Source organism: Sediminitomix flava (assembly GCF_003149185.1).
In the GTDB taxonomy this organism is placed as follows: domain Bacteria; phylum Bacteroidota; class Bacteroidia; order Cytophagales; family Flammeovirgaceae; genus Sediminitomix; species Sediminitomix flava.
The window spans coordinates 801018-827367 of the sequence record NZ_QGDO01000001.1; the positions used below are offsets into that span (position 1 = coordinate 801018).

The 26350-nt window shown below is 36.4% G+C and carries 11 protein-coding genes; 4 read left to right on the forward strand and 7 right to left on the reverse strand.

The window, feature by feature from the left end; translation table 11 throughout:
* The first annotated feature begins 26 nt into the window (after positions 1-26).
* The 3 genes from BC781_RS03045 to BC781_RS03060 all read left to right on the forward strand — a co-directional run bounded on the left by BC781_RS03045 (position 27) and on the right by BC781_RS03060 (position 10088).
* Positions 27-3425 (forward strand): efflux RND transporter permease subunit, encoded by a 3399-nt coding sequence (locus BC781_RS03045; protein WP_109615773.1) that lies wholly within the window; start codon positions 27-29, stop codon positions 3423-3425.
* A 719-nt stretch (positions 3426-4144) separates the two neighbouring features.
* The gene (locus BC781_RS03055; protein WP_109615775.1) at positions 4145-4558 is read left to right on the forward strand and encodes an acyl-CoA thioesterase; all 414 of its coding nucleotides are present in this window, start codon (positions 4145-4147) and stop codon (positions 4556-4558) included.
* Positions 4559-5057: 499 nt separating this feature from the next.
* Positions 5058-10088 carry a glycosyl hydrolase gene (locus BC781_RS03060; protein WP_109615776.1) on the forward strand — a complete coding sequence of 1677 codons (5031 nt, stop codon included), beginning with the start codon at positions 5058-5060 and terminating at the stop codon, positions 10086-10088.
* A gap of 217 nt (positions 10089-10305) precedes the next feature.
* On the opposite strand, the gene BC781_RS03065 is transcribed toward BC781_RS03060, so the two are convergent.
* From BC781_RS03065 to BC781_RS03095, 7 genes are all read right to left on the reverse strand, one after another.
* Complete coding sequence (locus BC781_RS03065; protein ID WP_109615777.1) at positions 10306-12762, reverse strand: erythromycin esterase family protein; 2457 nt, start codon at positions 12760-12762, stop codon at positions 10306-10308.
* Positions 12763-12978: 216 nt separating this feature from the next.
* On the reverse strand, positions 12979-15213 hold the full coding sequence (locus BC781_RS03070) for a tetratricopeptide repeat protein (RefSeq protein WP_109615778.1): 2235 nt from the start codon (positions 15211-15213) through the stop codon (positions 12979-12981).
* Between the two features lie 292 nt (positions 15214-15505).
* A complete protein-coding gene (locus BC781_RS03075; RefSeq protein WP_109615779.1) occupies positions 15506-16117 on the reverse strand; it encodes a PH domain-containing protein in 612 nt (203 codons plus the stop codon).
* 221 nt (positions 16118-16338) lie between these two features.
* A complete protein-coding gene (locus BC781_RS03080; protein ID WP_109615780.1) occupies positions 16339-19716 on the reverse strand; it encodes a two-component regulator propeller domain-containing protein in 3378 nt (1125 codons plus the stop codon).
* A 375-nt stretch (positions 19717-20091) separates the two neighbouring features.
* Positions 20092-22407 carry a glycoside hydrolase family 65 protein gene (locus tag BC781_RS03085; protein ID WP_109615781.1) on the reverse strand — a complete coding sequence of 772 codons (2316 nt, stop codon included), beginning with the start codon at positions 22405-22407 and terminating at the stop codon, positions 20092-20094.
* A 235-nt stretch (positions 22408-22642) separates the two neighbouring features.
* Entirely contained in the window at positions 22643-23992 is a 1350-nt protein-coding gene (locus BC781_RS03090) for an MFS transporter (protein ID WP_245935568.1), read from the reverse strand.
* Between the two features lie 373 nt (positions 23993-24365).
* Positions 24366-25544, reverse strand: a complete 1179-nt coding sequence (locus BC781_RS03095) for a THUMP domain-containing class I SAM-dependent RNA methyltransferase (RefSeq protein WP_109615782.1) — start codon at positions 25542-25544, stop codon at positions 24366-24368.
* A gap of 161 nt (positions 25545-25705) precedes the next feature.
* Here BC781_RS03095 and BC781_RS03100 point away from each other — a divergent pair, with 161 nt between their 5' ends.
* Positions 25706-26338, forward strand: a complete 633-nt coding sequence (locus BC781_RS03100; protein ID WP_109615783.1) for a hypothetical protein — start codon at positions 25706-25708, stop codon at positions 26336-26338.
* The last annotated feature ends 12 nt before the right edge of the window (positions 26339-26350 follow it).

A 26350-nucleotide genomic window follows, 5' to 3' on the forward strand; every position in this document is an offset into this window, starting at 1 on the left:
TCAGACCAACTAAAAGACATACTTCAATGGACAATAAGAATAAAATTTTAAAAGAATTCGGGGCATCGACCTTTGCGGTAAAAAACCGTACTACGGTCTATGTACTGACTGTAATGATTGTCATCTTCGGATTTATTTCATACAGTTCTTTGCCTAAAGAAAACTTCCCAGAAGTTTCTGTACCTACCGTATATGTAGGTACGCCATATCCGGGTAACTCTCCTGTAGAAATTGAGCAGTTGATTACTCGTGTCTTGGAAAAAGAATTAAAGAAAGAAGAAGGAATTGATGAGTTGACCTCTAGTTCTGTAGATGGATTCTCAGCTATTACCATTCAATTCGATATGGATGTAGAGACAGATGACGCTGTTTTCCGTGCAAAAAATGCGGTAGATAGAGCCTCTTCTTTCCTACCTTCAGACCTTCCTGAAGATCCTTTGGTAAAAGAAATTGACCTTTCAGAAATTCCTGTATTGAACGTTTCATTCTCTGGCCCATATACCATTGTAGAGCTTCGTCATTACGCCGAATTACTGAAGGAAGAAGCTGAACGCTACCCTGCCGTTTCTGAAGGTCAGATAAAAGGTATTGATGACCGAGAAGTACATATCAATATCGACCCTTACGAAATGGATGCTCGTAACATCACGTTCAACGACATCAAAACAGCAGTAAGCAACGAACACATCAATATTTCTGGTGGTGATATTATTTCAAACGGAACAAGACGTTCTGTAAGGGTTTTGGGAGAATTCCCTGATCCTGTAAAAATGGAAAACATCATTATCAAAGTCGAAGAAGGAAAGCCCGTTTACCTACGTGATATCGGTTCTGTAGATTATACGTTCATTGACCAAGAATCTTATTCAAGAATCAATGCGAAAGAAACAGTAACGCTAGATATCATCAAACGTAGTGGATATAACCTTTTGAGCACTACCGAAGATATGGTCGAAGTTATCGAGGATATGAAAGCATCTACTTTTCCAGATGACTTGATTATTACGTTAACTGGTGATCAATCCAAACAGACAAAAGATTCACTTAGAGAGCTTGAAAACAACATTATCACAGGTATGCTACTCGTGATCATCGTTCTTTTATTCTTCATGAATACAAGAAACGCGATGTTCGTAGGTTTAGCCATCCCGATGTCAATGCTACTTTCATTTGTAGTCATGAACATCTTCGGGATTACACTGAATACCATGGTACTCTTTGGTCTTGTCATGGCACTGGGTATGTTGGTAGATAATGGTATTGTATTGGTAGAAAACGTTTACCGATTAGTAAGAGAAGGATATTCTCCTATCAAAGCTACAATTTATGGTGCTGGTGAAATTGCATGGCCAATTATTGCATCAACAGCCACTACGGTTGCAGCCTTCTTGCCACTTGCTTTATGGCCGGGTATGATGGGTGAATTCTTCAAAAACCTACCGATTACTATCGCTATTGTATTGTCAAGTTCATTGTTTGTAGCTCTTGTCATCAACCCTACTTTCATTGCTTATTTCATGAAAGAAGAAGATGGTGAAGAAAAAGTAAACTACAAGCGAGTACTCATGACTTCAGGAGCATTCATTATTGTAGGTGTAGTTTTACTTCTTACTGGTAATCGAGTGTCAGGTAATTTGATTGGTATTTTTGGTACACTGATCGCACTAGATACATTTGTACTTTCTCCTCTTGCTAGCAAGTTCCAGAAACACGTTTTACCAAGAATGGAGAATGCATATGAAGCGAGTGTAAACTTTGCCTTGAGAGGAAAGAATCCTTACTTCTTCTTAGGAGGTACAGTTTCATTGCTTGTTGTCTCTATTATGTTGTTTAAAGTATTTAGTCCACAAGTCTTATTCTTCCCACAAAACATTCCTTCCAATGTATATGTGATGGTCGAGTATCCGATTGGTACAGACTTAGGAAAAACAATTGAAACAACCGTTAGACTTGAAAATCAAGTTTATGATGTACTCGGAGATGATGTCAAATACGTAAAATCTGTCGTAACATCTGCTGGTATTGGTTCTAGTGACCCGAACGGAGAGATTAAAGCAAAAGGAGCTGGTACATACCATGAAGGTATCGTAAAAGTAGAATTCATTGATTTTGAAGACCGTATTGGTGTAGACACTTACGCCATTCTTAAAAGAATTCGTGATGCGATCTCTGATGAGCCTGGAGTTGTGATCAAAGTTGATAAAAACAACGTAGGACCTCCAGTAGGTAAACCTATTCAAATCGAAATTTCAGGTTATGACTTTGATGGTCTGATGCAAGCAGGTAACATGCTTATCGAAGCCATTAAGGAATCTGGTATTGAAGGTATTGAAACGCTATCAAGTGACTTAGAACTCACAAAACCTGAATATCAAATCAAGATTGATAGAGAGAAAGCGGCTTTCTACGGATTGTCAACTGCACAGATTGGAGATGAAATTCGTACGGCTATTTTCGGTAAAATCATTGGTAAATACAAAGACCGTAATGATGACTGGGATATCAAAGTTCGTTTTACAGAAGACTATCGTTACAATGCTGAAGCTTTGAAAAATAAGATTCTAACATTGAAAAATAACAAAGGTGAAGTGATGCAAATCCCTGTTTCTGCTGTGGCAGACTTCGAGCTGAGTTCTACATTCGGTATGATCAGCCGTAAGCAACAACAGAGGGTATTATCCATTTCATCTAACGTATTGCCAGGTTACAACGCAACAGCTGTGAATAACCAAATTGCAGCACTTTTACCAACGCTAGATATTCCGAATGGCTATCATGTAAACTTTGGTGGTGAGCAAAAAGAGCAAGCTGAAGAGATGGCCTTCTTAATGCAAGCCTTGATGATCGCCGTATTCTTGATCTTTGGTATTATCGTATTCCAATTCAATAAAATCACTGCTCCATTGATCATTATGGCCTCTATTGTGTTGAGTACAATTGGAGTATTCCTTGGTCTAATCATCTTTGAAATGGACTTCGTAGTCTTGATGACCATGATGGGTATTATCTCATTGGCAGGGGTTGTAGTAAACAACGCTATCGTATTGATTGACTTTGCAGATATGAAAAAGAAAGAGGTCATGATGAATATGAAAGAAGGTGAGGTAATGACCAAAGAATTACTTTCAAAAACCATTGCCGAAGCTGGTAAAACACGTTTGATACCTGTACTTCTGACTGCAATCACTACAATTTTGGGCTTGTTCCCAATGGCTGTCGGGATGAACATAGATTTTGTACAGTTTATGCAAGATTATGATTTTAACTTCTACACAGGTGCCGAATCTCAGGCATTCTGGGGACCACTTGCTTGGACTGTCATCTTTGGACTTACGTTCGCTACCTTCCTAACCTTGATCGTACTTCCTGTAATGGTTGTGATCATTGACCGAATGAAATTGAAAACGGGAGGAAATGTAGCTTAATTTTTAAGATCATCCACCATCCAAAAAAATCTCCAATCGGAGAAAAACTTAAGAACCTTTGAAGGATCTCTACATCCTTTTAAAGGTTCTTTTTTTATTGAAACCCAATTTTCTTAGGACTAAACCTATCATCATTTTTTACGCTTAAAAATTCAAAAATTCTTTCTTAAAAAGATAATACGTCATTCCATTTGATAAAATTATAGGGAATAAAGTCACTGAAAAAACAGCCCAATCCAAATGAACATATAAAACCGACAAAAGAGCTGGCACAGGACTTTCTTTGGTCAATAGATAAAATATTATTGTTGAGAGATATTCAGTTAGAAACATCAGTACAAAGACATACTTAACTTTTTGTATTGGCTTAGAAAATACAATTACTAATCCCCAAGAAATAAAATAGAGCAATAGCTTAACGTAAATAATCAGTAAAATCATCAATCCTTGATCGGAAATTATCACACCTAATACTATTGAAAAAAATATATCAAATAACAGATGGAAAATAACAGAAACCCCTATCAACTTTCTATTCGTATTTCCATAGAAAAAATGTCTCATATCTCAATTTACAACTTCAATCATCAAGAAACATAAGAAGACTTTAAAGATTCAAGACCTTAAAGGAAAAATAGTTTAATGACAAAAGAGCCAACTTAGATTATCATCCTTCAAATAATTGCATTAATTTTAGCTTTGTAAAAGTGACTAAACGAATGTTAGAAGAACTAATCAAACAAAGCGAAACAAGACAATTCAAGGCCGTATTCCCAAATACACTCAATGCAAATGAAACTTTATTTGGAGGAAAAGCGATGCAATGGATGGACGAAGTAGCCTATATTACTGCTACACGTTTTACTAGACAGCGAATGTTTACGGTAAAAACAGGTGATATTAAATTCTTAAAAGCTGTGACACAAGATTCCATCGTAGAGGTTGTCGGAAAAGTGATAGATGCTGGAGCAGTAAAGCTGAAAGTGCAGATGGAAATTTATGTAGAAGATATGTACAGCCGTAAAAGGGAAAAAGCCATTGAAAGTGAATTCGTCTTCGCCTGCCTTGATGAAAATAATAAACCAAAACGAATCGACTATAGCTTAATGGAAGCGGAAACCGAATTAGTATAAATAGAAGTCCTCCCAACATTTTTGAGAGGACTTTTTTGCTTTCCAACGCAAATATAACATAGCGATCAACAGTTCTTTTCTGAAGAAAATTAAATAAATATAGGTGGAAAAATTACTCTTTCACGCTTCACCTATCACATCCGAATAATAAATCTTTAGCCTTTTCACCTTAATCAATCTTAAAAAATCAGCCTAACTTTTTTGTCTAGCTAACAAGCTATAAATAAGATAAATAAACAGTACTGTTGAGACTTTGATGTAAAGTATATTTCTCTTGAGGTATGTTTATCACTTCGTTATTTAGTGTTTAAAAAACATTTATAATTAACCTTGCTCTCAGAGACTTTGAAGAACATGATCTGGTCATCATTTTTTTGAGTTGCATAAGGTAAGCTCACCAATTTTTCTCAGAAGAAATCACCGCATCAGTTCTACTACTTCGTATTTGATCCCTTTCTAATTCTATGAGAGGTTTCATTCTTTTTTAACATTTACAGATATGATTGAGCAAATCAACAGACTAAAACTAATTCTTCTATCCATATTTGTATTCCAAGTATGTTTACCTTCAAGTGCACAATTTGTACCTATCGGTAATGGAAGTTATACAACACAATTTCCGGGTGTAGATCAGGCTGGTCGAAATTCTTACCCTAGCGGAACACCATATTTAAGTGGAGAAGCAGCAAACAAAGCCGTTCCTACCAACGACTGGTTTTCCAATTTTGTAAAGGAAGCTCACGGAGGACAGGCTTTTAATTATCCCTTATCATATTTATCGAAGGCAGAGGGTTTAGTAGTTAACTTAACAAAGCCTAGAGCGGGAAGTCCAATAGAATATCGTGAACCAATGAGTGATGTAGAAGCGGTAAGAGTAGGCGTAAAAGACTTACAAGCCCCGAACTCTACGCTGTCAGACTTTGGCGATTGGACAGTAACCTTTTCTTGGGAAAATGGAAACAATAGCTTCAATGCCCTATTAGGACATGGTATGCCCTTCTCCTATTTCACAAAAGGAGATAATGACCTAGCGCATATTTTAGTTGGTTTTCATGGTGAAGACTCATATGCTGATGGCAATAAAATCATTATTGAAAATGGTTACAATGGTGGAAACTTTATTGTTTTCGCGCCCACAGGATCTACTTGGGAAGGTACTAATGGTGATTTCACCTCTGACCTTAACGGACAAAACTATTGGTCCATGGTATTGATTCCTGAAGGCATGTCTACCACCGAGGCTATTTCCCTTTTTGAGCCTTATGCTTTTGTTTTCCCTGCCTCATCAAAAGTGGATTGGTCATATGATCAAAATACGGGGATAGTCACTACTGATTATACGATTACACCAGAAGTAAAAGAAGGGAATAACGATACTGTATTTTGGGGTATTCTACCACATCATTGGGGACATTTGACAGCCGAATCAGCACAACCAACAGCTTATTCGTATGCTACTGTTCGTGGAGAATTGAAAATGATAGCATCTAACACTTTCTCAACAGAACTGAGGTTTAGTGGTATTTTACCTGCTATGCCAGATGTAGCAAAATACAGTGATAGTTATAACCCAGCAGAGTTATTTGATAAGATTGATGCGATGAAATCTGAAGGTTTGTCTACTTGGACAGACTCTTACAATGAAGGTCAGAGCATGAATCGTTTGGTACAGACAGCACGTATAGCCGATCAATTAGGGTTTACCGAAGCACGTGATGAATTACTTTCAACTGTCAGAGAACGTTTGGAAGACTGGCTTTCGGCAGAAGGAGGAGAAATCGCATTTTTATTCTATTACATAGATGAATGGAATGCTTTGATCGGATACCCTGCAGGTCACCGCCAAGATTCCAATTTGAATGACCATCATTTCCATTGGGGCTATTTCATTCATTCGGCTGCCGTATTAGAACAATATTACCCAGGTTGGGCTGAAAAATGGGGCGATATGATCAACTTATTGGTAAAAGATGCCGCAAATCCGACAAGAGATGAGCAAATGTTTCCTTTCCTAAGAAATTTCAGTCCTTATGCAGGGCACAGTTGGGCAAACGGTATGGCATCAGAGCCTTTTGGAAATGATCAAGAGTCTACTTCTGAATCTATGCAATTCAATTCTTCTCTGATCCATTGGGGTACCGTTACAGGCAATACGGAAATTCGTGATTTGGGTATTTATTTATACGTCACCGAACAATCGTCTGTCAATGAATATTGGTTTGACCAAAATGAACGTGTATTTCAACCAGAATACATCCATGAAATGGTTGCTAGAGTTTGGGGGGCAGGCTATGATAATGGAACTTGGTGGACAACAGATATCGCAGCATCTTACGGCATTCAGCTTTACCCTATTCATAGTGGTTCATTATACTTAGGTCACAATACAGATTATATCCAAAAAGTATGGAATGGAATGACTGCAAAAACAGAGATATTAGATAATGTACCAAACGATAACTTGTGGTATGATACGTATTGGAAATTTATCTCTTTCTTAGATGCCGAGTATGCTTTGGATTTGTATAATAACTATACTGAAAGAAGCTTGAAATTTGGTATTTCGGATGCTCAAACCTACCATTGGTTACATACGATGGTCGCATTAGGACAAGTTGATCCAAGTATAACAGCAGATTATCCAATAACGGCCGTATTTAACAAAGATGGAGAAAAAACCTATACGGCTCACAATTATGGAAACGAACCGATAACTGTACATTTTTCTGATGGATATCAACTAGAAGTTCCTGCTTATGCTAGGGCGACTAGCAGAGATGCATCAAATACCATTAATATCACAGCAGATGAAATAGAAGTAGCTGTAGGAGGTTCAGTAACTTTAAACGCAACTGTTATTGGTGATGTAAACAGTGTCGAATTTTATCAAGATGGTCAATTGATTGGAACAGTAACAGAAGCACCGTATACCATTACTGTAGATCAGTTAACTGCAGGCTATTTGGCATTTCATGCAAAAGCAATCAATGAATCAACTATAAATATGTCTAACTTTATTCGTGTATTAGTGGGTACACAACAGGCATATGGAGGTACTCCTGTTAATTTGCCAGGAACCATCGAAACAGGAAATTATGATACTTTTGAAGGCGCTAAAGGGCAAGGTATCACGTATGTCGATGTAACAACTTGGAATGAAGGCGGCTATCGACCAGAAGAAGCTGTAGATGCTTCAATCACAAATGGTGAGGGAGCTACAGTCGGTTGGATTGAAGCAGGTGAATGGTTAGAATATACAGTGAATATCCAACAACAAGGCGAGTATAAGGCAAATATCCGTTTTTCAAATGGTAATAATGCTCAAGAAGGACCATTCCATTTTAAGATAGATGGAGTAAAAATCAGTGATGATATCTACCTCAATTCAAGTGCTGATTGGGATAATTGGGCAACCAAAACCGTGGAAAATATCAACTTAAAATCGGGAGAGCATATCCTCCAAATCTATATGGATAATGGCGGTTTCAATCTTGGTAAAATCACTTTCGAACATATAGCTGGAACAGAAACTCCTGAAGTATCAAGTCTTGAAGTCACACCTTCTTTAGCTAGTATTGACAATGGACAAACACTACAATTTACAGCACAAGGCTTTGATCAATTTGGGGATGAGATTACAGTTAATCCTGTTTGGTCTATAGACGGAGGTGGAAACATTGATGAAAATGGACTTTTTACAGCCACTACAACAGGGATTTTTACCGTTACTGCAAGTGAAGGAAACATTTCTGGGACAACGCAAATTAAGGTTTTAGGTGAATCTGAACTACGCGAATTAATCATCACTCCTACTAACCCAAATGTTGTCATAGGAACAACATTACAATTCACCGCAGACGGAAAAGATCAATTTGGGGAAAATATGGATGCCCCGATCACATGGAGCATTGATGGTGGTACAATTGATGAAAATGGTTTTTACCAAGCCAATACATTAGGCACATTTACTGTTACAGCTACAAGTGGAGATATTGAAAAAACAACTACCATTACGGTAAGCAGAGCCAATTTAGCTTTGAATAAACAAGTGATGGTCAGCAGTATCGAAAATGGCGGAACCGTAGGAAATAATGCCGTAGATGGAAGCTTATCAACAAGATGGTCAAGTGAATTTGAAGACCCTCAGTGGATTTATGTTGATCTAGGTAAAACTTATGACATTGATCAAGTTGTATTATACTGGGAAGGAGCTTACGGAAAAGCATACGAAATTCAAATTTCTTCCGACGCAAACAATTGGACCAACGTTTTTACTGAAGAAAACAGCAATGGTGGAATGGATGAAATCAACTTTTCTGCTAGAGGGCAATATGTAAGAGTTTACGGAACAGCAAGAGGTACAATCTATGGTTATAGCTTATTTGAGCTTGAAGTATATGGAACCGAAATTCCTGCTGAACCTGATACAGAATCTCCGTCAACACCAACAGGACTTTCAGCTAATAATATTTCGGGTACGAGTTTGACATTGAGTTGGGAGGCTTCTACAGACAATGTAGCAGTCACCGAATATGAGATTTACCAAGACGGTCAATCAGTTGCGACAACAAATCAAACACGTATTTCAATCACAGGACTAACGCTAAATACTAGTTATACTTTTACAGTCATAGCCAAAGATGCGTCAGGAAATCTTTCTTCAGAAAGTGAATCTTTAACCGTTACAACAAAAGAATCAGAAGATACTGAAGCTCCTTCAACTCCGACAAACCTTAGTGCTAGTGAAATTACTGAAACGAGTTTGACTTTAACTTGGGATGCTTCTACCGATAATATTGCGGTCACTGAATATGAAGTTCGTCAAGATGGAGTTGTCGTTATCACAACGGCTGAAACGAATATTACAATTACAGGATTAACTGCTAATACTAGCTACAATTTTACGGTAGTAGCTAAAGATGCCACAGCTAATGCCTCTTCAGAAAGTGAATCTTTAACCGTCACGACAGAAGTTGCAAAAGACACACAAGCACCTTCAGCTCCAACAAATCTTCGTACTAGTGAAATTACAGAAACGAGTCTGACTTTAACTTGGGATGCTTCTACCGATAATATTGCGGTCACTGAATATGAAGTTCTTCAAGATGGAATAGCGGTTGGTACAACAGCTGAAACGAGTATTTCAATCACAGGATTAACCGCAAATACTAACTACAATTTTACGGTAGTAGCCAAAGACCAAGCGGGAAATATCTCTGTTTCAAGTAGTGTATTAAGTGTAAAAACTTTGCGCCTTACTTCAAACGACAATGTTTTAAGTGACACCGAGTTTAAACTCTACCCTAATCCATCAGAAGGTAACAGTTTTATAATCCAAATGAATGCCTTAAGTACTACAACCAACATTGAAATTGTAGATATGAAAGGCCAAAAGGTAAGATTTAGCAAAAATCAACTCAATGATCACCTGATCAAAATCACATTCTCTAAGCAATTAGTAAAAGGGGTATATATTGTACACGTCATAACTAATAATGAGATATACAACCAAAAATTAGTTGTCAATTAAAGGTCTATACCTTCAACATTAAGACAATTCAATATTAGGTTTTTGAGTGGTAACTGATACCTAAAATAGACTAGTGGCATAGTCAAAAATTAAGGTGTGTCCTATAAAGTTTCAATCGATAACCCTAAAAACATAGGGCACCCTTGATTTTTAAAATGAGAATAGTGTAAAAATAAAAGTCCTCCAAATATCATTTGAGAGGACTTTATTTTAATATCTATTTTGAAGGCAAATGCTCCCAATCTTTTGGGTTGTATTCCTCTTGAGGATAAACCTTACGTTGATTGATTATCACACTATCTTTTTCTCCAACTTGAACATCTAAACCTATGATTTCATGAAAAATATGAATTGGTAAATGTTTATCGAAATTGGTTTGAAATAGTTTATGATCTAAAAAATAATGATTTCCTACTTTCTTATAAGTGGTTACTACTTTCTTATAAAAAACAATATCACTCAGCTCTTTACGATTTAACACATTTCCCCACATACGGTAAGCCTTATCCACAAAGGCTAAATATTCTACACGCTCAATCCCAAAATCAGACGCATTTATCAAAATGCTACCTCGTAATTCTTTAACGCCTAATAAGTTTGTAGTTCGTATACTTTTAGCATCAGTCTTGAATAATATAAGATATTGTAACTCTCCATCTTCAGATTCTATGATTTCTTCTAGCTCAAAATCATATTTTCGAAGATTAGCCTTATTCAAGAAATTTCTTTTCTGAGCATCAACAGCATCATAGAACATCCACGCCCATGAAAAATCACGAGAATCGTTTTCAAATGCTAAATTAGTAAAGTCACGCCCTTTTGGTACATCAGCTATTCGTGATTGTTTGACAGTTATAGACCTTTTTTTCCCTCCAGCATGAACTTTTGCTTTTTGATAACCATTTAAATCATAATCATTAAAAAGAACTTCTCTTTGTTTAAAAGTAAGGCTATCAACCCATCCCCTAAATCGTATAATTTTACTTTGACTAAAAGGTGTCTGAATAAAGTTATTCGGAATATTCTTTATGACTTGCTTCATGATTGCCTTTGCTGTCAGTGGCTTATCCGTAACCGTAATTTCAGTTAATTCACGAATACTTGGTTCTAGTTCAATTACAGGATTTTCTTTAAACTGCTTTACGCTCAACTCTAATGGCATATAACCGATAGAAGAAATTCGGATTGTTCTATTCTCACCTTTAGGTAGCTGTAACACATATTCTCCTTTGGTATTTGTAGAAGTTCCTAGCAAAGTATTTGGGATTCCAATATTGATATAAGGAATTCCTTCTTTTGAATTTTTATCTCTAATTTTCCCTTTTAGCTTAACTAAAGACTCATCTTCTCGATTAAAAATCACATAACGAGCCGTATCTGATTTCACCTCTACACTTTCAACATTTGAAGCGGTTACTTTTTCACTTCCAGCATCTTTTGGCGTATCAACCGTAAGCTCAATTGAAGATACAGTTGCTCTGGTAAGCGTATCAATCAGAATCAATCCATCTACTACATTTTCCCACTTCCCTTCAAAATTAGGGTCAAATAGACTTAAGGCATGAGAGTTAAAAGGTTTAAAGTCTTTGGCAGATAGATATACAGCTTTCTTACCTTCTTTTGTAAACTTTGCTTCTAAGGAAGTAGGAGATGAAGCACATGTAGAATCTGTCGTAAAACCCGTAAATCCAATGGTGAAAATATTTTCTTCGCCTAAGCTTTCATTCAAATGATAGCCCATTGGTTTAAACGTTTTAAATTCTTCTTCATCTAAATCACCAACTTGATTTGCTACATGTGCTGTTGCACCCCATAAGATTACTTTTTTGTTAGGATATCTGTTGAGCCAAAATAAAGTATTTTCAGCCATCAAACGATCTCGAACATTATTATCTTCAGCTTGGAATGTTTCTGCTGTTTTATCTCCCGTTCTATTCTTGTAATAATCTTTTGCCATCAGACTCAGATTATCTAGAAGATGAATATAAAAGTCTTTTTCTGCCTTTGTAGCAACTGCGTTTTCTTGGATTCGATTCTTTATCTGAGTATTGATTTTCTGAAAATAGAGATGTGATACTAAATCATCAGGGAAATTGAATTCAGAGATCACTTCCACAAATTCAAGCCAATCATAAAATACATTTTCACTATCATCACCTATCAATCGGAGAATATCTTCTTCAAAATCTGTAATGTAATCATCTCCGATAGCCTGCGAATCGAAACCCAAAACTCCCAAAGAATCCTTATGTGAAGCTACATAGTTTATGAAGGGATGAAACTCCTTTCTAAGTGTCCATATTGGAAATATAGAATTGCCTAAATGCAGTTTGGCACTTTCGCCATTTTGTATTGCTTCATGCGCTTTCTTCAGATCATAAAAACCACTTTCAAAGAGGATAAGGTCAAAATCCATTTCTTCATGTAGAAATTGAACGACACGCGTTTTTGCTTCATACAATTCTCCAAAATCGTGTTGAGCCTCTCCCAAAGCTACAACTCTAGTTTCTCCAATTTCTTTTTTCAAAAATTGGAGGTCTTGGTAATTGGCATCTGAAGGTGAAATAGACTTAATTTCGACTAATTCCTCAAACTGACTAGTGTTTTGTGCAGCAAGTGGAAGAATAGTAAAAAGAGAAAGTAGTAGACTAATTATTGTTTTATTGTCAGTCATTTAAGGGATGGTTTATTTTAAAAAGTAGTAACACTATAAACTTATAAAATAATTCAAAAACAAACCATTTATTTATACCTAAATATCCATATACTGTAATACAGATGAAGCTCCAAATAATACATTTCCCCCTTTTACAATCTTCAAAAAAATAAACCACTTCAGCCATGATTATAGCCAAAGTGGTTTACAATTTTTTTTTATGAGTACAGGTGATTAATTCTCTAAAGAACAGTAATCATCAGACTCTTTTTTTGCTTTTTCATGTCCCATATCTGCTGCAACTTTTAAGTCCATACATGCAGAATATTTATCATGATTTTTCTTATGCAGTAATGCTCTCTGATAATATATTTCTGGATCTTTTGCGTAGATTTTAATGGATGTCGTATAATCCTCAATTGCCTTTTCTAAATGTCCCAATCCAGCATGTAAGCCGGCTCTATTATCATAATAATAGGCATTTGTAGAGTTCATAGATATTGCTGAATCATATTGAACCAAAGCTTCATCGTATCGCTGTGTATTCTCCAAACTTATAGCAAACTGATTATGCATTTTGGCAGTCTTTTTAGGGTGATCGATATAAGCTCTAAAGTAGGTTACGGCATCTTCATACTTTTTCCCCATGAACAAGGCATCTGTGAAGTTTTGCTTCAGCACATAATCATCCTCATTCAATTCGATAGCAGATTTAAAGAATTCAGCAGCTTTGTCGTATGCTTCTGTTCTGAAATATGCAATCCCTAGATAATTCACATAATCTAAACTAGTTGGTGCTAGCTCCACTGCTTGTTTTAAAGACGTAATAGCTTCTGAATTCTTTTCTAAACTCAAGGCTACATAACCATGATTGTAATAATCTACAGGGATAGCATCTTCTCTTTTCACGATTTCTGAAAATACCTCATAAGCTTGTTGGGTACTGTCTTGTCTGAAATGAGACATGGCTAAGTAATAGTAATTATACCTTGTCACACTTGAATCTTCTAGTGATTTTTGAAGATCAGGAATGGCACTGCTATAATCCTTCAAATTGTACTTGACTTCTCCTAAAAGTCCGAAAACATCATTTCTTTTAGGATCAAGCTCCAAACACTGATTAAAATCTGAGATGGCTTTATACCAATTCCCTAACTTTTTGTGAGCAGTACCACGGTTCGAGTAATAAGTAGCATTTTTACTATTTAGGTTGATCGCCTTCGTAAATTCAGCTGCAGCTTCTTCAAATTTTCCTTCTCTATAAAAATCAATACCAAGTTCATTGAAGTAATCAGAATCCTTCTGCATACGCTCTATTCCATTTCCCTCAGCTAAAGCAATAGTTTCTTCCGTTGGTGAGAAAATCGCATCATCAATCTCTTGATCTAAAGAAAATTCATCAATCAAAAAAGTCATCGTATTTGCAATTCTAACAACCTTTATCTCTTTCATCACAAATTGCCCTTTCTCATTTACCTCTCCAGTAGTGGTCGTGATATCATTCTCTTTTTCTACACGGTAAACTCGATAGTTCTCCTTATTGATGTAATATGCTATTGCTTGCTTTTCTTTTGAGAGTACAAATCGGTAAAAAGAAACTCCGTCAAATTCACCTTCTGACAATCTCCTGATCTCAAATCCATCCTCCAATAATTCATTGATATCAGAATTATCAAAATCTGCAATCATATTGTTGTCCTCACTCTCGTCTAATGGTTTTATCTCTGCAATCTTAGCCATCCCATTATAATTCCATGAAACTGAATCATCTTTACCAAAGATCAGACTCATACCCATGATTTTCATTTCTATTCTCATCTTTGGTAGTTTCATGTAGCACAGAAGATCCATCGTCATTCCCTCTACTTCAACCTTACCCTCAAATTTTAAAGGTTTCAGGTAAATACTATCTGCTTCACTTACTTTGTTAAACTGTGATAGGATTTCATCGGCTTTGCTTAATTCGACTGGACTGAAAGTAAAACTACCGTACTTTTCGTTGGCACTCTTTACCAATTTTCCAAAAGTCTTTAACTCCTTATCTGATAAAAGCTTTTCATTACGAAAAGTGAAAGTTGCTTCTTCAGCTCCTTCATCATCTAAGGCTACGGCCTTAATTGTCCCTTCTTCAATACTTTTAATCAAGTAAAAATCAAGAGACATTACCTTACCAGATATGACTTCTATTTCTTTAATTTTCAAGGAATCATTTTCTACAATTCCTTCTACTTTTGTTTTGGTATTAAAATAATTAGGCCAATGGATTATACCATCAAAAGCACCTTTCTGAGACTTTAGTACCTCCATATGTGCTTGAAAAGTTGTACCTGAAGGAAATACTAATTCTCCATACCAATTCCCCTTATCAAGCTTACTGTTTAGCAATTCTTTATTTGTTGTTTGCCCCAAAGCACTTAGTTGTACCAACGACATCAGAAGTGCTAAAGTAAGTGTAAAAAGCTGTTTCATCTTCCCTTTATGCTTTGCTTATAAAATGAAAAAAGTTGGACTTCTCCTCTTTAAAAAAATGGAAAAGTATATTTAAATCAATGTCATATTAAACAAGATTGATCTTATTCTTAGCTAAGAAACAAATTTAAGCCTATACTTAACCTTATCATCAAGATGATAAAAAAAATTTCTAAACGATTGTAGATGAGATCAAGATCTTAAAATCCGATTAAGAGTTATATCTAGAAGAAAACCCCAATAAGACGGTCTTGCTCATTGGGGTTTTCAGTAATTAGGAATCTGAAACTTATTAGTTTAGAATGTACTTCTCAAATACTTCTGAGAAATCATCTACATGAAACTCATGATGTTTAGCAACTTTCCAGTCATAAACATACTCATTCAAGCTTGCGAATTCAGACTTAGAAACATTACTACCAAATGCTCCTTTTAATGCATTAATTGAAACTGATAAACTTTCATCAGACATGTCTAACTTCTTCGCATTTTCATCTTGAATAGATGCAATCTTGATCAAGCTTTTGTATAGGTCTTTTAGCTTTTCAATTTGCTTTTTATCCACATCAATACTGTATGACTCATCGCCAAGTCTAAATTTGATTTCAACATCAAGGTCGATGTTTCCTGCAGTCTCAAGCTTAACATCACTGAAAGTATGTGACTTATAAGTGATGCGCTTCAAGACTCTTTTTGAATTCATTGCAGAATCTCCATCTAAGTGAATAAGCGCTGTATTTGTAAAGCAATATTCATCTGATTTTGATTTGATTAAGAAGAAGATTTTTTCTCCATCTTCATGCATTACATAATCATCAGAATCTACTTTGTCATAATCTGAAGGGTCAATGATTTTTCCGATGTCGCTAAGTCCCATCACATCAGAAGCCAATTTCTTAAACATGGTTTTAAGGTTTCGTTTTTATATTGAATAAATAGGATAAATATTATACAATATAGAAAGAATTCAGACTATATAAAGTAATCATTTAAGCTTATTCACATTCCACACTAAAGAATCATTTCCTTCTCTGAGGGTATATTTTGACTTTCAATCCTTACCTATAAACAAGTCAAAACGACTTGTACTTCAACACTAAACTAGCTTCAGATTCATAAATTCAACTATACTTTCATTCCAAAAATGGTGATATCATCACGCTGATTCGCATCTTTTTGAAAACCATTAATCGTCTGATTTACTAATGCTTCCCCTTCAGAAAAATCTTTTAATGCTACACAATTCATAAACAGTTCTTCTAAACGCTTTGAACCAAATCGATTCTTTGTACCATCATTTTGGTCAATCAGTCCATCAGAACTCATAAATAAGACATCTCCTTTATTTAGTGTAAAGGTTTTGTTTGTGAAAATGCTTTGATTTCGCCTTTTCCAAATTCCACCAATGCGGATATTGTCTCCTTTTACCTTTTTAAGGTTATGTTCTGTATAATAATATAGCGTTGATTTAGAACCCGCATACACTACATTCATTCGGTCTTCCTCATATTCAAATCGGCAAAGAGCAACATCCATTCCATCTGAATTTGAGCCACTTTCTTGCTTTAAAACTACCTTCAATCTGATTTTTAACTCTGCAAGAATTACAGCGGGATCATAAACACCTTTTTCCTTAATGATATGATTAAGTAAACTTGTACCGATCATAGACATAAATGCACCAGGCACACCATGTCCTGTACAATCTGCTACAACCATAAAACTATATTGGTCTTTTTGGTATGCCCAATAAAAATCACCAGAAACAAGATCTTTAGCTTTGTAAACCAAGAAATAAGCTTTTAACATATCGTCCATTACTCCTGTACTCGGAAGAAAGGCTTGTTGAATTGTCTCTGCGTAACGAATACTTTGGGTAATTTGCTCATTTTTTTCAGCTAAGAAATCTCTCTGTAAAGCTAATTCTTCAGCTTGTTGTTGTACCTCTTCATTCTTCTGAACTAACTCGGCAGTACGCTCAACTACTTGTTCTTCTAATTTGTGCTTTTGTACAATTTCTTTATTCAGTCGATGGCGATACCAGCCATACCCACTACCTAAAAAGCTAAGAAGTACAATCGTTCTAAACCACCATGTCATCCAATAAGGAGGTGTTACAAACAATGTAATTTGTTTTCCTTCTTCATTCCACAAGCCATCGTTATTAGAGGCTCTGACAGTCAGTGTATATTCTCCTGGGTTTAGGTTTGTGAATGTTGCCGAGCGTGTTTCACTATCAAACCATTGATCAGAGAAGCCTTTCAATTGATATTCATATTTGTTCTTTTCGGGGATAGAGTAATTGAGTGCAAGAAAGTCAAATGAGATCACTGATTGTTCATAGTCAACTCTGATTGTATCTGTAAAAGTGATCTCTTGAGCTAAAATTTCAGTTTCATCACCAAACTTGATCGATTTATTGAAAATGGAAAAATCCATAAAGTATACTGGTGGTACTTTCTTATTTTCAATCAGTTCGTCGGGATAAAATAGAATGACTCCATCTATTGTTCCGAATGCAAGCTGTCCATCTTCTCCCCTAGAACTTCCTTGATAAGTAAATTCATCACTAGGTAAACCATCTGATTTGTCATACCTTTTCACCACTTCACCAATACTTGTATTATACTTATACAGCCCTTTTGAAGTACCAATCCAAATATTGCCTTGTCGATCGCCATTTAGAGACCTAATACTTACTGATTTTAACTCATCGTTTTCAACTTGTTCGAAAACTTCTTTCTCAATGTTGTAACGTAATAAGCCATTTGTATTTGTCCCTGCCCAAAGAATTCCATCATTATCTTTATAGAAATCGCAAAAATGAGTTTTGTACAATGGGTCTCTAACTGTTGCTTCAGGTATTTCTGGACCTGCAAAAGTTTTAATCACTTTCAAAGACTTCGCATCAATCACTTGAATACCATTTGACTGCATTCCTAGCCAAACTAAACCATTGTCATCCGTATAAAGACTACGAATTCCATCAAAAAGCAGCCCTTTATTATCCATTTTTAAGGTCTTGAACAACTTTGTGTCCTCATTAAATACGGATACTCCTTTTGCCAAAGAGGCTAACCAAATATTGCCATAAATATCTTCAGCTATACTCGCTACAGTTCGGTCACCTAAAGATGTATCATCCCCATCTATTGGCTGATAATTATCAAACTTCCCATCTTCTTCATTCCATACATTAACTCCACCTCTATCAGTTCCTATCCACAGTCGACCTTTAGTATCTTTCAAAATAGCTCCAACTTGGTTTTGAGTAATAGAAATATCGGTATGATCTGTATAAGAATAAACTCCTCCTGTTTCTTGATTAATTATGGAAACACCTCCACCATAGGTTCCTGTGTATAGATTGTTACCTGATAGTAAAACAGCATCTACTTTTTTAGCATTAAGACTTTTATCAGTTTTCGTATACGTCTTAAACTTATATCTATGAGGGTCAAAAACACTAACTCCTCCGCCATAAGTACCAACCCATAGTAAGTCATTGGAGTCAACATAAATACTAAATTGATTATTTGCACTCAAGCTCGAAGGGTCTGAAACATTGTTATAGTACCTTTTAAACGTTTCTTTCTCTACATCAAAATAATTTACTCCACCTCCAAAAGTTGCTAACCAAAGACTCCCTAATCTATCTTCTGCTATTGCCAATACTTGATCTTGCCCTAAGGAATTGCTGTTTTTTTCATCATAAGTAAATGTCTTGAACTTTCCATCACCTAGGTACTTACAAAAACCACCTTCATTCGTTCCTATCCAAATTGTTCCTTTTTTGTCTTTATAAATACAATTTAGAGCATTTGTACTAAGGCTATAAGGATCATCTTTCTGATGTTTTATATATGAAAAGGATTTTGTATTGGGGTTATATACACTTACTCCGTTATTAAATGAAGCAAACCAAATGTTACCCTCTTCATCTTCAACTACACCTCGAATATCTGAAGAATTAGTTCCTGTCCCTTCTTCTTTTGAGTCAAACCCGATCAGAGTTTCGGCTTCCTTATCAAAAAGGTGAATACCACCAAAGTAGGTTGTGACCCAAAAATTACCATGACTATCCTCTAAAAAGCCACTGATATGCCTATCATCTAAAGCAAGACTATCTACTTTTCCATCAACTTCCCTGAATGATTCTGTGCTTGGATCATATAAATTAATTCCTCTTCCAAATGTTCCTACCCAAAAGTCTCCATCCTTATCTGTGTAAAGACATGAAATATCATTTCCACTGATCGACCTCAAAGAATCTTCAGCATCATGATAAAACGTTTTGATTGTATAACCATCAAATCTGTTTAAACCTTTCTCTGTACCAAACCACGTAAAGCCATACTTGTCTTGAGAAATTGTATATACAGACATAGATGATAATCCATCCTCAGATGTAATGTGCTCAAACTTGACAGTCCCCTGCTGTCCATATGCATTTGAAGCAAGTAATAAAAGAGTCAACAACGAATGATAGAATAAAGCCTTCATGTTAGTGTAGTATAAAAAATAAGTCGTTTATCCATTTCATTGATTCGTACAAATGTGAATCATTTTAAGACAGAATAATTGATAAAAATGGACTTATTTTTACAATGAAAAAAATATAGATAATACCCTATAAAATTAAAATATTATCAAAATATACATATTAATTTACATTTTATGCAACAAAGATTAAATGTAAATGCTATTTGAAAGAAGTCTAAAGAATAATGTTACTCTAGTTTAGTTTATCTGTTTTATACTATTTTAAGCTCAAAAAACTGTGGATATACATTTTTTAAAAGCACAAAAAAAGCCCCACAATTGCTTGTGAGGCTCCAAGACACTTGAAAAGTGCTTTATATTAATACAGGCTATGTATTACTTTTTCACAGGGATAACCAACTCTCCGTTACCTGCCAATTCTTGCTTAGCACCGTAAACAAGCATTTCAGCAGCAACATCAGTATTGTTCTTGATTGTTACGTTTTCGTGATCTACACGGATATCCATTGTAGCTCCTCTCCAAACAATCTTGAATGTATAAGCTTCCCACTCAGAAGGAATTTGAGGCTCAAGGCTCAATTGCTCATCAATCACACGCTTACCACCGAATCCTTCGATTACTGACATCCAAGTACCCGCCATTGAAGTTGTGTGACATCCGTCTTGTGAATCCTCGTTGTAGTTATCAAGGTCAAGACGAGAAGTTCTTAGGTAGAACTCATAAGCACGCTCCATATCACCGATTCTTGCAGCGATGATAGAGTGAACACATGGAGACAATGACGACTCATGTACTGTTCTTGGCTCATAGAAGTCGTAGTTACGCTTCAATGTAGGAACGTCGAACTCATGCTCGAAGAAGTACAATCCTTGAAGAACATCAGCTTGCTTGATGAAGTTAGAACGCAAGATTCTATCCCATGACCAGTTGTGTACCAATGGAAGGTGTTTAGGATCTAGGTCTTTCACCAAGATTTGCTCTTTATCTAGGAAGTTATCTGCTTGCAAGAAGATGTCTCTCTTCTCATCGTATGGATAGTACATGTTGTCTACGATGTCTTTCCACTTAGCAGTTTCTTCAGCTTCGTTGAAGTTGTTTTTCGCTACCAACTCAGCATAACGATCAGCGTGATTTGCTTTTACGTAATCTACTGCCTCTTGTGCGTAACGCATAGACCAAGATGCGATGTAGTTCGTGTACCAGTTGTTATCAACGTTGTTATCAAACTCGTTTGGTCCAGTTACACCGTGCATTACGTATTGGTTCTTGTGCTCTGAGAAGTGAACACGTTGTGCCCAGAATCTAGCTACACCCAATAGTACATCAAAACCGTACTCAGCAAGGTAAGCATAGTCTTGTGTATGTCTGATGTAGTTATAGATAGCATAAGACATAGAACCGTTACGGTGAATCTCTTCGAAAGTGATCTCCCACTCATTGTGACATTCTTCACCGTTGATTGTTACCATTGGGTAAAGTGCTGCACCGTTGTCGAATCCTAATTTACCAGCATTCTCGATTGCTCTTTCCAAGTGGTTGTGACGGTATACAAGTAGGTTACGAGCTACTTTAGGGTCTGCTGTACACAAGTAGAATGGCACACAGTATGCCTCAGTATCCCAGTAAGTTACCCCACCGTATTTTTCACCAGTAAATCCTTTAGGACCGATGTTCAAACGAGCATCCTCACCAGTGTAAGTTTGGTTCAATTGGAAGATGTTGAAACGGATACCTTGTTGAGCAGCAACATCGCCCTCAATTTTGATATCTGAAAGCTCCCATTTGCTAGCCCAAGCCTCAGCTTGCTCAGCCAACATTGCATCGAAACCTTTAGCTTTAATTTTAGCCAATTCAGCTTTTGCTGCATCAACTAGTGCTGCTTTATCATGGTTCAAAGATGATACAACAGCTGCATATTTTGTGAATACTACTTCTTCACCTTCTTTAGCTGAAACCTCTACAGTTTGAGAAACAAATTTCTCTGCTTCTGCCAATGTTGGGTTTAATGCTTGCTCCGCTCCTGCTACAGTGATTGCATAATCCATTGCAGTAGTTACTTGGAACAAAGTCTTACGTACTTCAGCAGTTACATAAGCGAAACCTGTTTCGTTACCTTTTGCTGCTTCAGTCCAGAATTTTTCGTCGTAGTTTGAGTCTTCGTTTACTACGTCAGCGTCTACTGTAGGAGTAAATTTGATGTTTCCGCTGAAGTTCAATGGAGTGATTGCATATTTGATCACACCAGCTTCATCATCTACGATAGAACAGAAACGAGTTGCTTCAACTTTAACTTCTTTACCTGATGCTAAACGAGCCGTAAACGTTCTGTAAAGGAAACCATCCTTCATGTTTAACACTCTCTTGAAGTCAATTACTTCAGCAGTGTTCAAGTCAAGCTCTTCACCTTCAATTTCTACATTGATACCGATCCAACTTGGTGCATTCAATACCTTCGCGAAATACTCAGGGTATCCATTTTTCCACCATCCTACTCTAGTTTTGTCTGGGTAGTAAACACCTGCAATGTAAGTACCTTGCATGCTGTCTCCAGAGTACTTCTCTTCGAAGTTACCTCTCTGTCCCATACGACCATTACCCAATGAGAACAAGCTTTCAGAAATACGATTGTTTTCTACATGGAATCCTTCTTCGATGATATTCCAGTTGTCGTGCTTGATGTAGTTTTTCATTTTCAGTAAACTTTATTTTTACCCTTTCTCAATAAATCCTTCAACTATGAACATAACGTGCCAACCTAATCTCACCCAGAGGTCAGAAAAGAAGGGTCTTTATATTCAACCAACAAATGAAAAGGGAATTCAATTTTGATTTTGTAAATAGGACAATTTTTAAGCTAGCCTTGTAAGGAGGCATTCCTAAGGATATAACTCCTTACAAGTAAGCTCAATATATAATACAGGTTGCTTAAGCTTTCTTTTTATCTTTTACGATGAAGACTAAAGCTGAGGCGATAAACATACACACACCTGCTGTAACAAGCATAAAGATTGCTTGTTTATCGAATAGACCGATTAGGAATCTACCTACTACACCACTCAACAACTGAGGGATTACTACAGTAAGGTTGAAGATACCCATGTACGCACCCATAGCTCCTGATGGAAGGTTCTCAGACAAGATCGCATAAGGCATAGCCAAGATAGCTGCCCAAGCAATACCGATACCTAACATTGATGCCATAAGCATGTTTTGATCTGTGATAAAATACATAGATACGTATCCGATACCTCCTGCAAATAGTGCAATAGCGTAAGTGAATTTTCTTCCGTATTTGTTGGCAATTTTATCCATCACCAGAGAGAACAATGCAGCAAATACACCGTAACCCGCAAACAAAATACCTACCCAGTTTGCCGCTTCGTTATAAGCAGCTGAAGAAGTATCATCTACAGAAGTACCCCAAACGTGTTGTGCAACTGCTGAAGTTGAGAATACCCACATCATAAATAGGGCAAACCATGAGAAGAACTGTACTGCAGCCAATTGCCACATTACTGTAGGCATTTCTTTTAAAAGCTCTAAGAACCCTTTCTTTTCTTCTTTTGCTACTTCTGCCTCGTCAACACCATTGTACATGGCATATTCTTTTGGCGGATATTCTTTCGTAGAGAATACTGTCCAAAGTACTGTAACTAGCAATGTAGTACCACCAATGTAGAATGACCAGATTACAGAGTCGGGAACTTGACCTTCTGGCGCTGTATTTTGGATACCAATACCTGTAAGAATAAATGGTAAAGCAGAACCTACTACAGCTCCTACGTTGATCAAAAACGTCTGAACAGAATACCCTTTGTTAATTTGCTCTTCTGGAAGCATGTCTGCAACAAGAGCACGGAAAGGTTGGAAAGTTACGTTGAAAGAACCATCCATTAGTGCCAACATAAGTGCACCAAACCAGATAGCAGGGATATAAGCAGTGAATGCTGAAGCATTTGGCATTAAGAACATACCAATAGTAGCAGCAATAGCACCACCAAAGATAAATGGACCTCTACGTCCGAAATGTTTATTCCAAGTACGATCACTCATTGCACCTACTACAGGTTGAACAACAAGACCAATCGCTGGTGCAATCATCCAGAAGATCGGGAGATCATGTGGATCGGCACCTAGAGTGGATAAAATACGTGAAACGTTAGCGTTTTGTAGTGCGAAACCAAATTGAACACCTAAGAACCCGAAACTCAAGTTCCAGATTTGCCAAAAAGACAACTTAGGCTTGGTTGCTTTCATTGTAGTTTGTTTCTCCATTTTCATTTTACTTTTAATACATGTAAGCCTGTATATGTATTGTGTAATTTATACACTCTCTTTGTTATTCACAAATATAGAAACCCGCTCATTATTATGAGAAAAAAGTTTTTTCGGGCTCGGTTGCGAAACAAAAAATTCACACTTGTTAAAACAAAATTATTTCGCAATCGGTTGATGTTAGTCAAAAAAAGAAATCCTTTGTGAGTATATGAGTTCTCACAAAGGATTTACTTTAACATTTTTGTCTTCAAATGGCAAAAGCATAAAATTTCTTAAATTTTTATACACCACTGAAAACCTCAATAAAATCAAGTTCCAAATGGACACTTTTATTGCGAGACAAGCATAGAAAACAATGCCTAAAATCAGCTTATTCTTCTGACTCTGCTTTCTCTTTTCGGCTTCCTTCGTAGAGTTCGTATTTTACATACTTACACTCCAATCCACCGTTTAGAAGGTCTACTTTTTTGCTCGTTTTCAAACCAACACTCTTCAAACCTTCTGTACTTGCAGACAAAATCCAAGCATCATAGCCTGTAAAATCTTGCTTCATTTTGTCGCCAAGCTCTTTATATAACAATTCGATATCTTCAATATCACCACCAATACGCTCACCATAAGGAGGGTTACAAATCAAAACACCTTCTCCTTTTGGCACTTGACGGTCTTGGAATGCAATCTGACGAATACTGATGTAATCATCCATTCCTGCTCTTTCAATATTCCCTGCAGTTACATCAATTGCATCTGGATCGATATCTGAACCTAAAATCTTACAATTAATGTCTTTTTGTGCTCTTTTAGCTTCACGAATTAGCTTTCTCCACAAACGACGGTCAGCATCTTTCCAACCTAAGAACCCATATTCCGATCTAAAAAGACCTGGTGCTGTGTTTGTAGCAATCAAAGCCGCTTCCACCAAAATAGTACCCGAACCACACATAGGATCTACAAAGTTGCGCTCGCCTTTCCAACCCGACATATAGATCATAGCTGCAGCTAAACTTTCATTCAAAGGTGCTGCTTTCTGTTCTGTTTTATATCCTCTTCTGAATAATGGTGTTCCAGAGCTATCTAAAGAAAGAATACATTTATCATCCGAAATACGAATGTGTATACTTACATTTGGTCTCTCAACATCCACAGAAGGTCTCTTCCCTCCAGTTCTTTCTCTGAAATGATCTGCAATGGCGTCTTTTACTTTCAAAGCCACATACTGAGAGTGAGTGAAGATTGGTGAACTAACACTACTGTCTATCGCGAAAGTGCTGTACAGATCTAGGTATTTTGTCCAATCAATTTTCTTTGCATTCTCATAAAGCTCGTCTTCGTCTTTGGCTACAAAACGCTCAAGTGGCACCAACACTCTGATTGCGGTACGCAACCAAAGATTGGCTTTGTACATTGTTTCTTTATTTCCCTCAAAAGTCACCGCCCTTTTCTTGACCTCGATGTTTTCAGCACCGATGCCTTCCAATTCTTGGGCTAAAATTTCTTCCAAACCTTGAAAGGTTTGTGCAGTCATTTCAAACAATTGCTCTTGTTCCATTAGTCTGTTTTTCAAAATTGCAGTGCAAAGGTAATCGGATTCCTTGACTCTTGATTCTTTATATCGAAAAGTTTTCTTAATTCTACGTTTCTTTAAGTTTAAATTTCTATTGAAATTGCAGCAGAATTAATTAGGACTCTACTCCATAGAAGAATCTTTAGATGAAAAAAGTTTACATTTTTATAGATGTTGAAAGCGCAAATCAACTTTTGGCGGAAGGATTTATTGATGAGAATTGGCATTTGGTCTTCTTCATGCGAAACGACCCTAGGAGTAATCCTGAAGTGAAAAAATGTAAATCGCAGTTAGGACAACAGTGTAAAATCTTCCAAGAACCAAGAATGGATCGTGATTTTTTGGAAGACAATCTCAAGCTCAGAATAGGTCAATACCATCAGAAAGCAAATGCAACAGCCAAGTTTGTGATCATTTCGCAAGAGCAAGTTTTCGACAATACAATTAAGATTATAAAAAAGGACGGAAGACATTGTATTCGTCTCTCAGACTTGAACTATAATAATATTGTCAACGCGCTTCAGTTAGAACCCTCTCATAAAGAAAGTACTTTAAATGAAAGTATTTTTAGCTCAGAGGCACTGAAAGTAATTCGAAACCTTCGTACAGTTTCTTCTAAAAGAAGACCAACAAAATTAGATAGCTTTAAAAATTACCTTTCCAACTTCTTTCTAGGCTTAGATTATAAAGAAGAAATGGCGGCTATCATTTTGGAAGAATTGATCCAGAAGGAAGTTGTAATTGTTAAGGCAGAAAGAGTGAAATACAGATTATTTTAGTTAAAATGACTT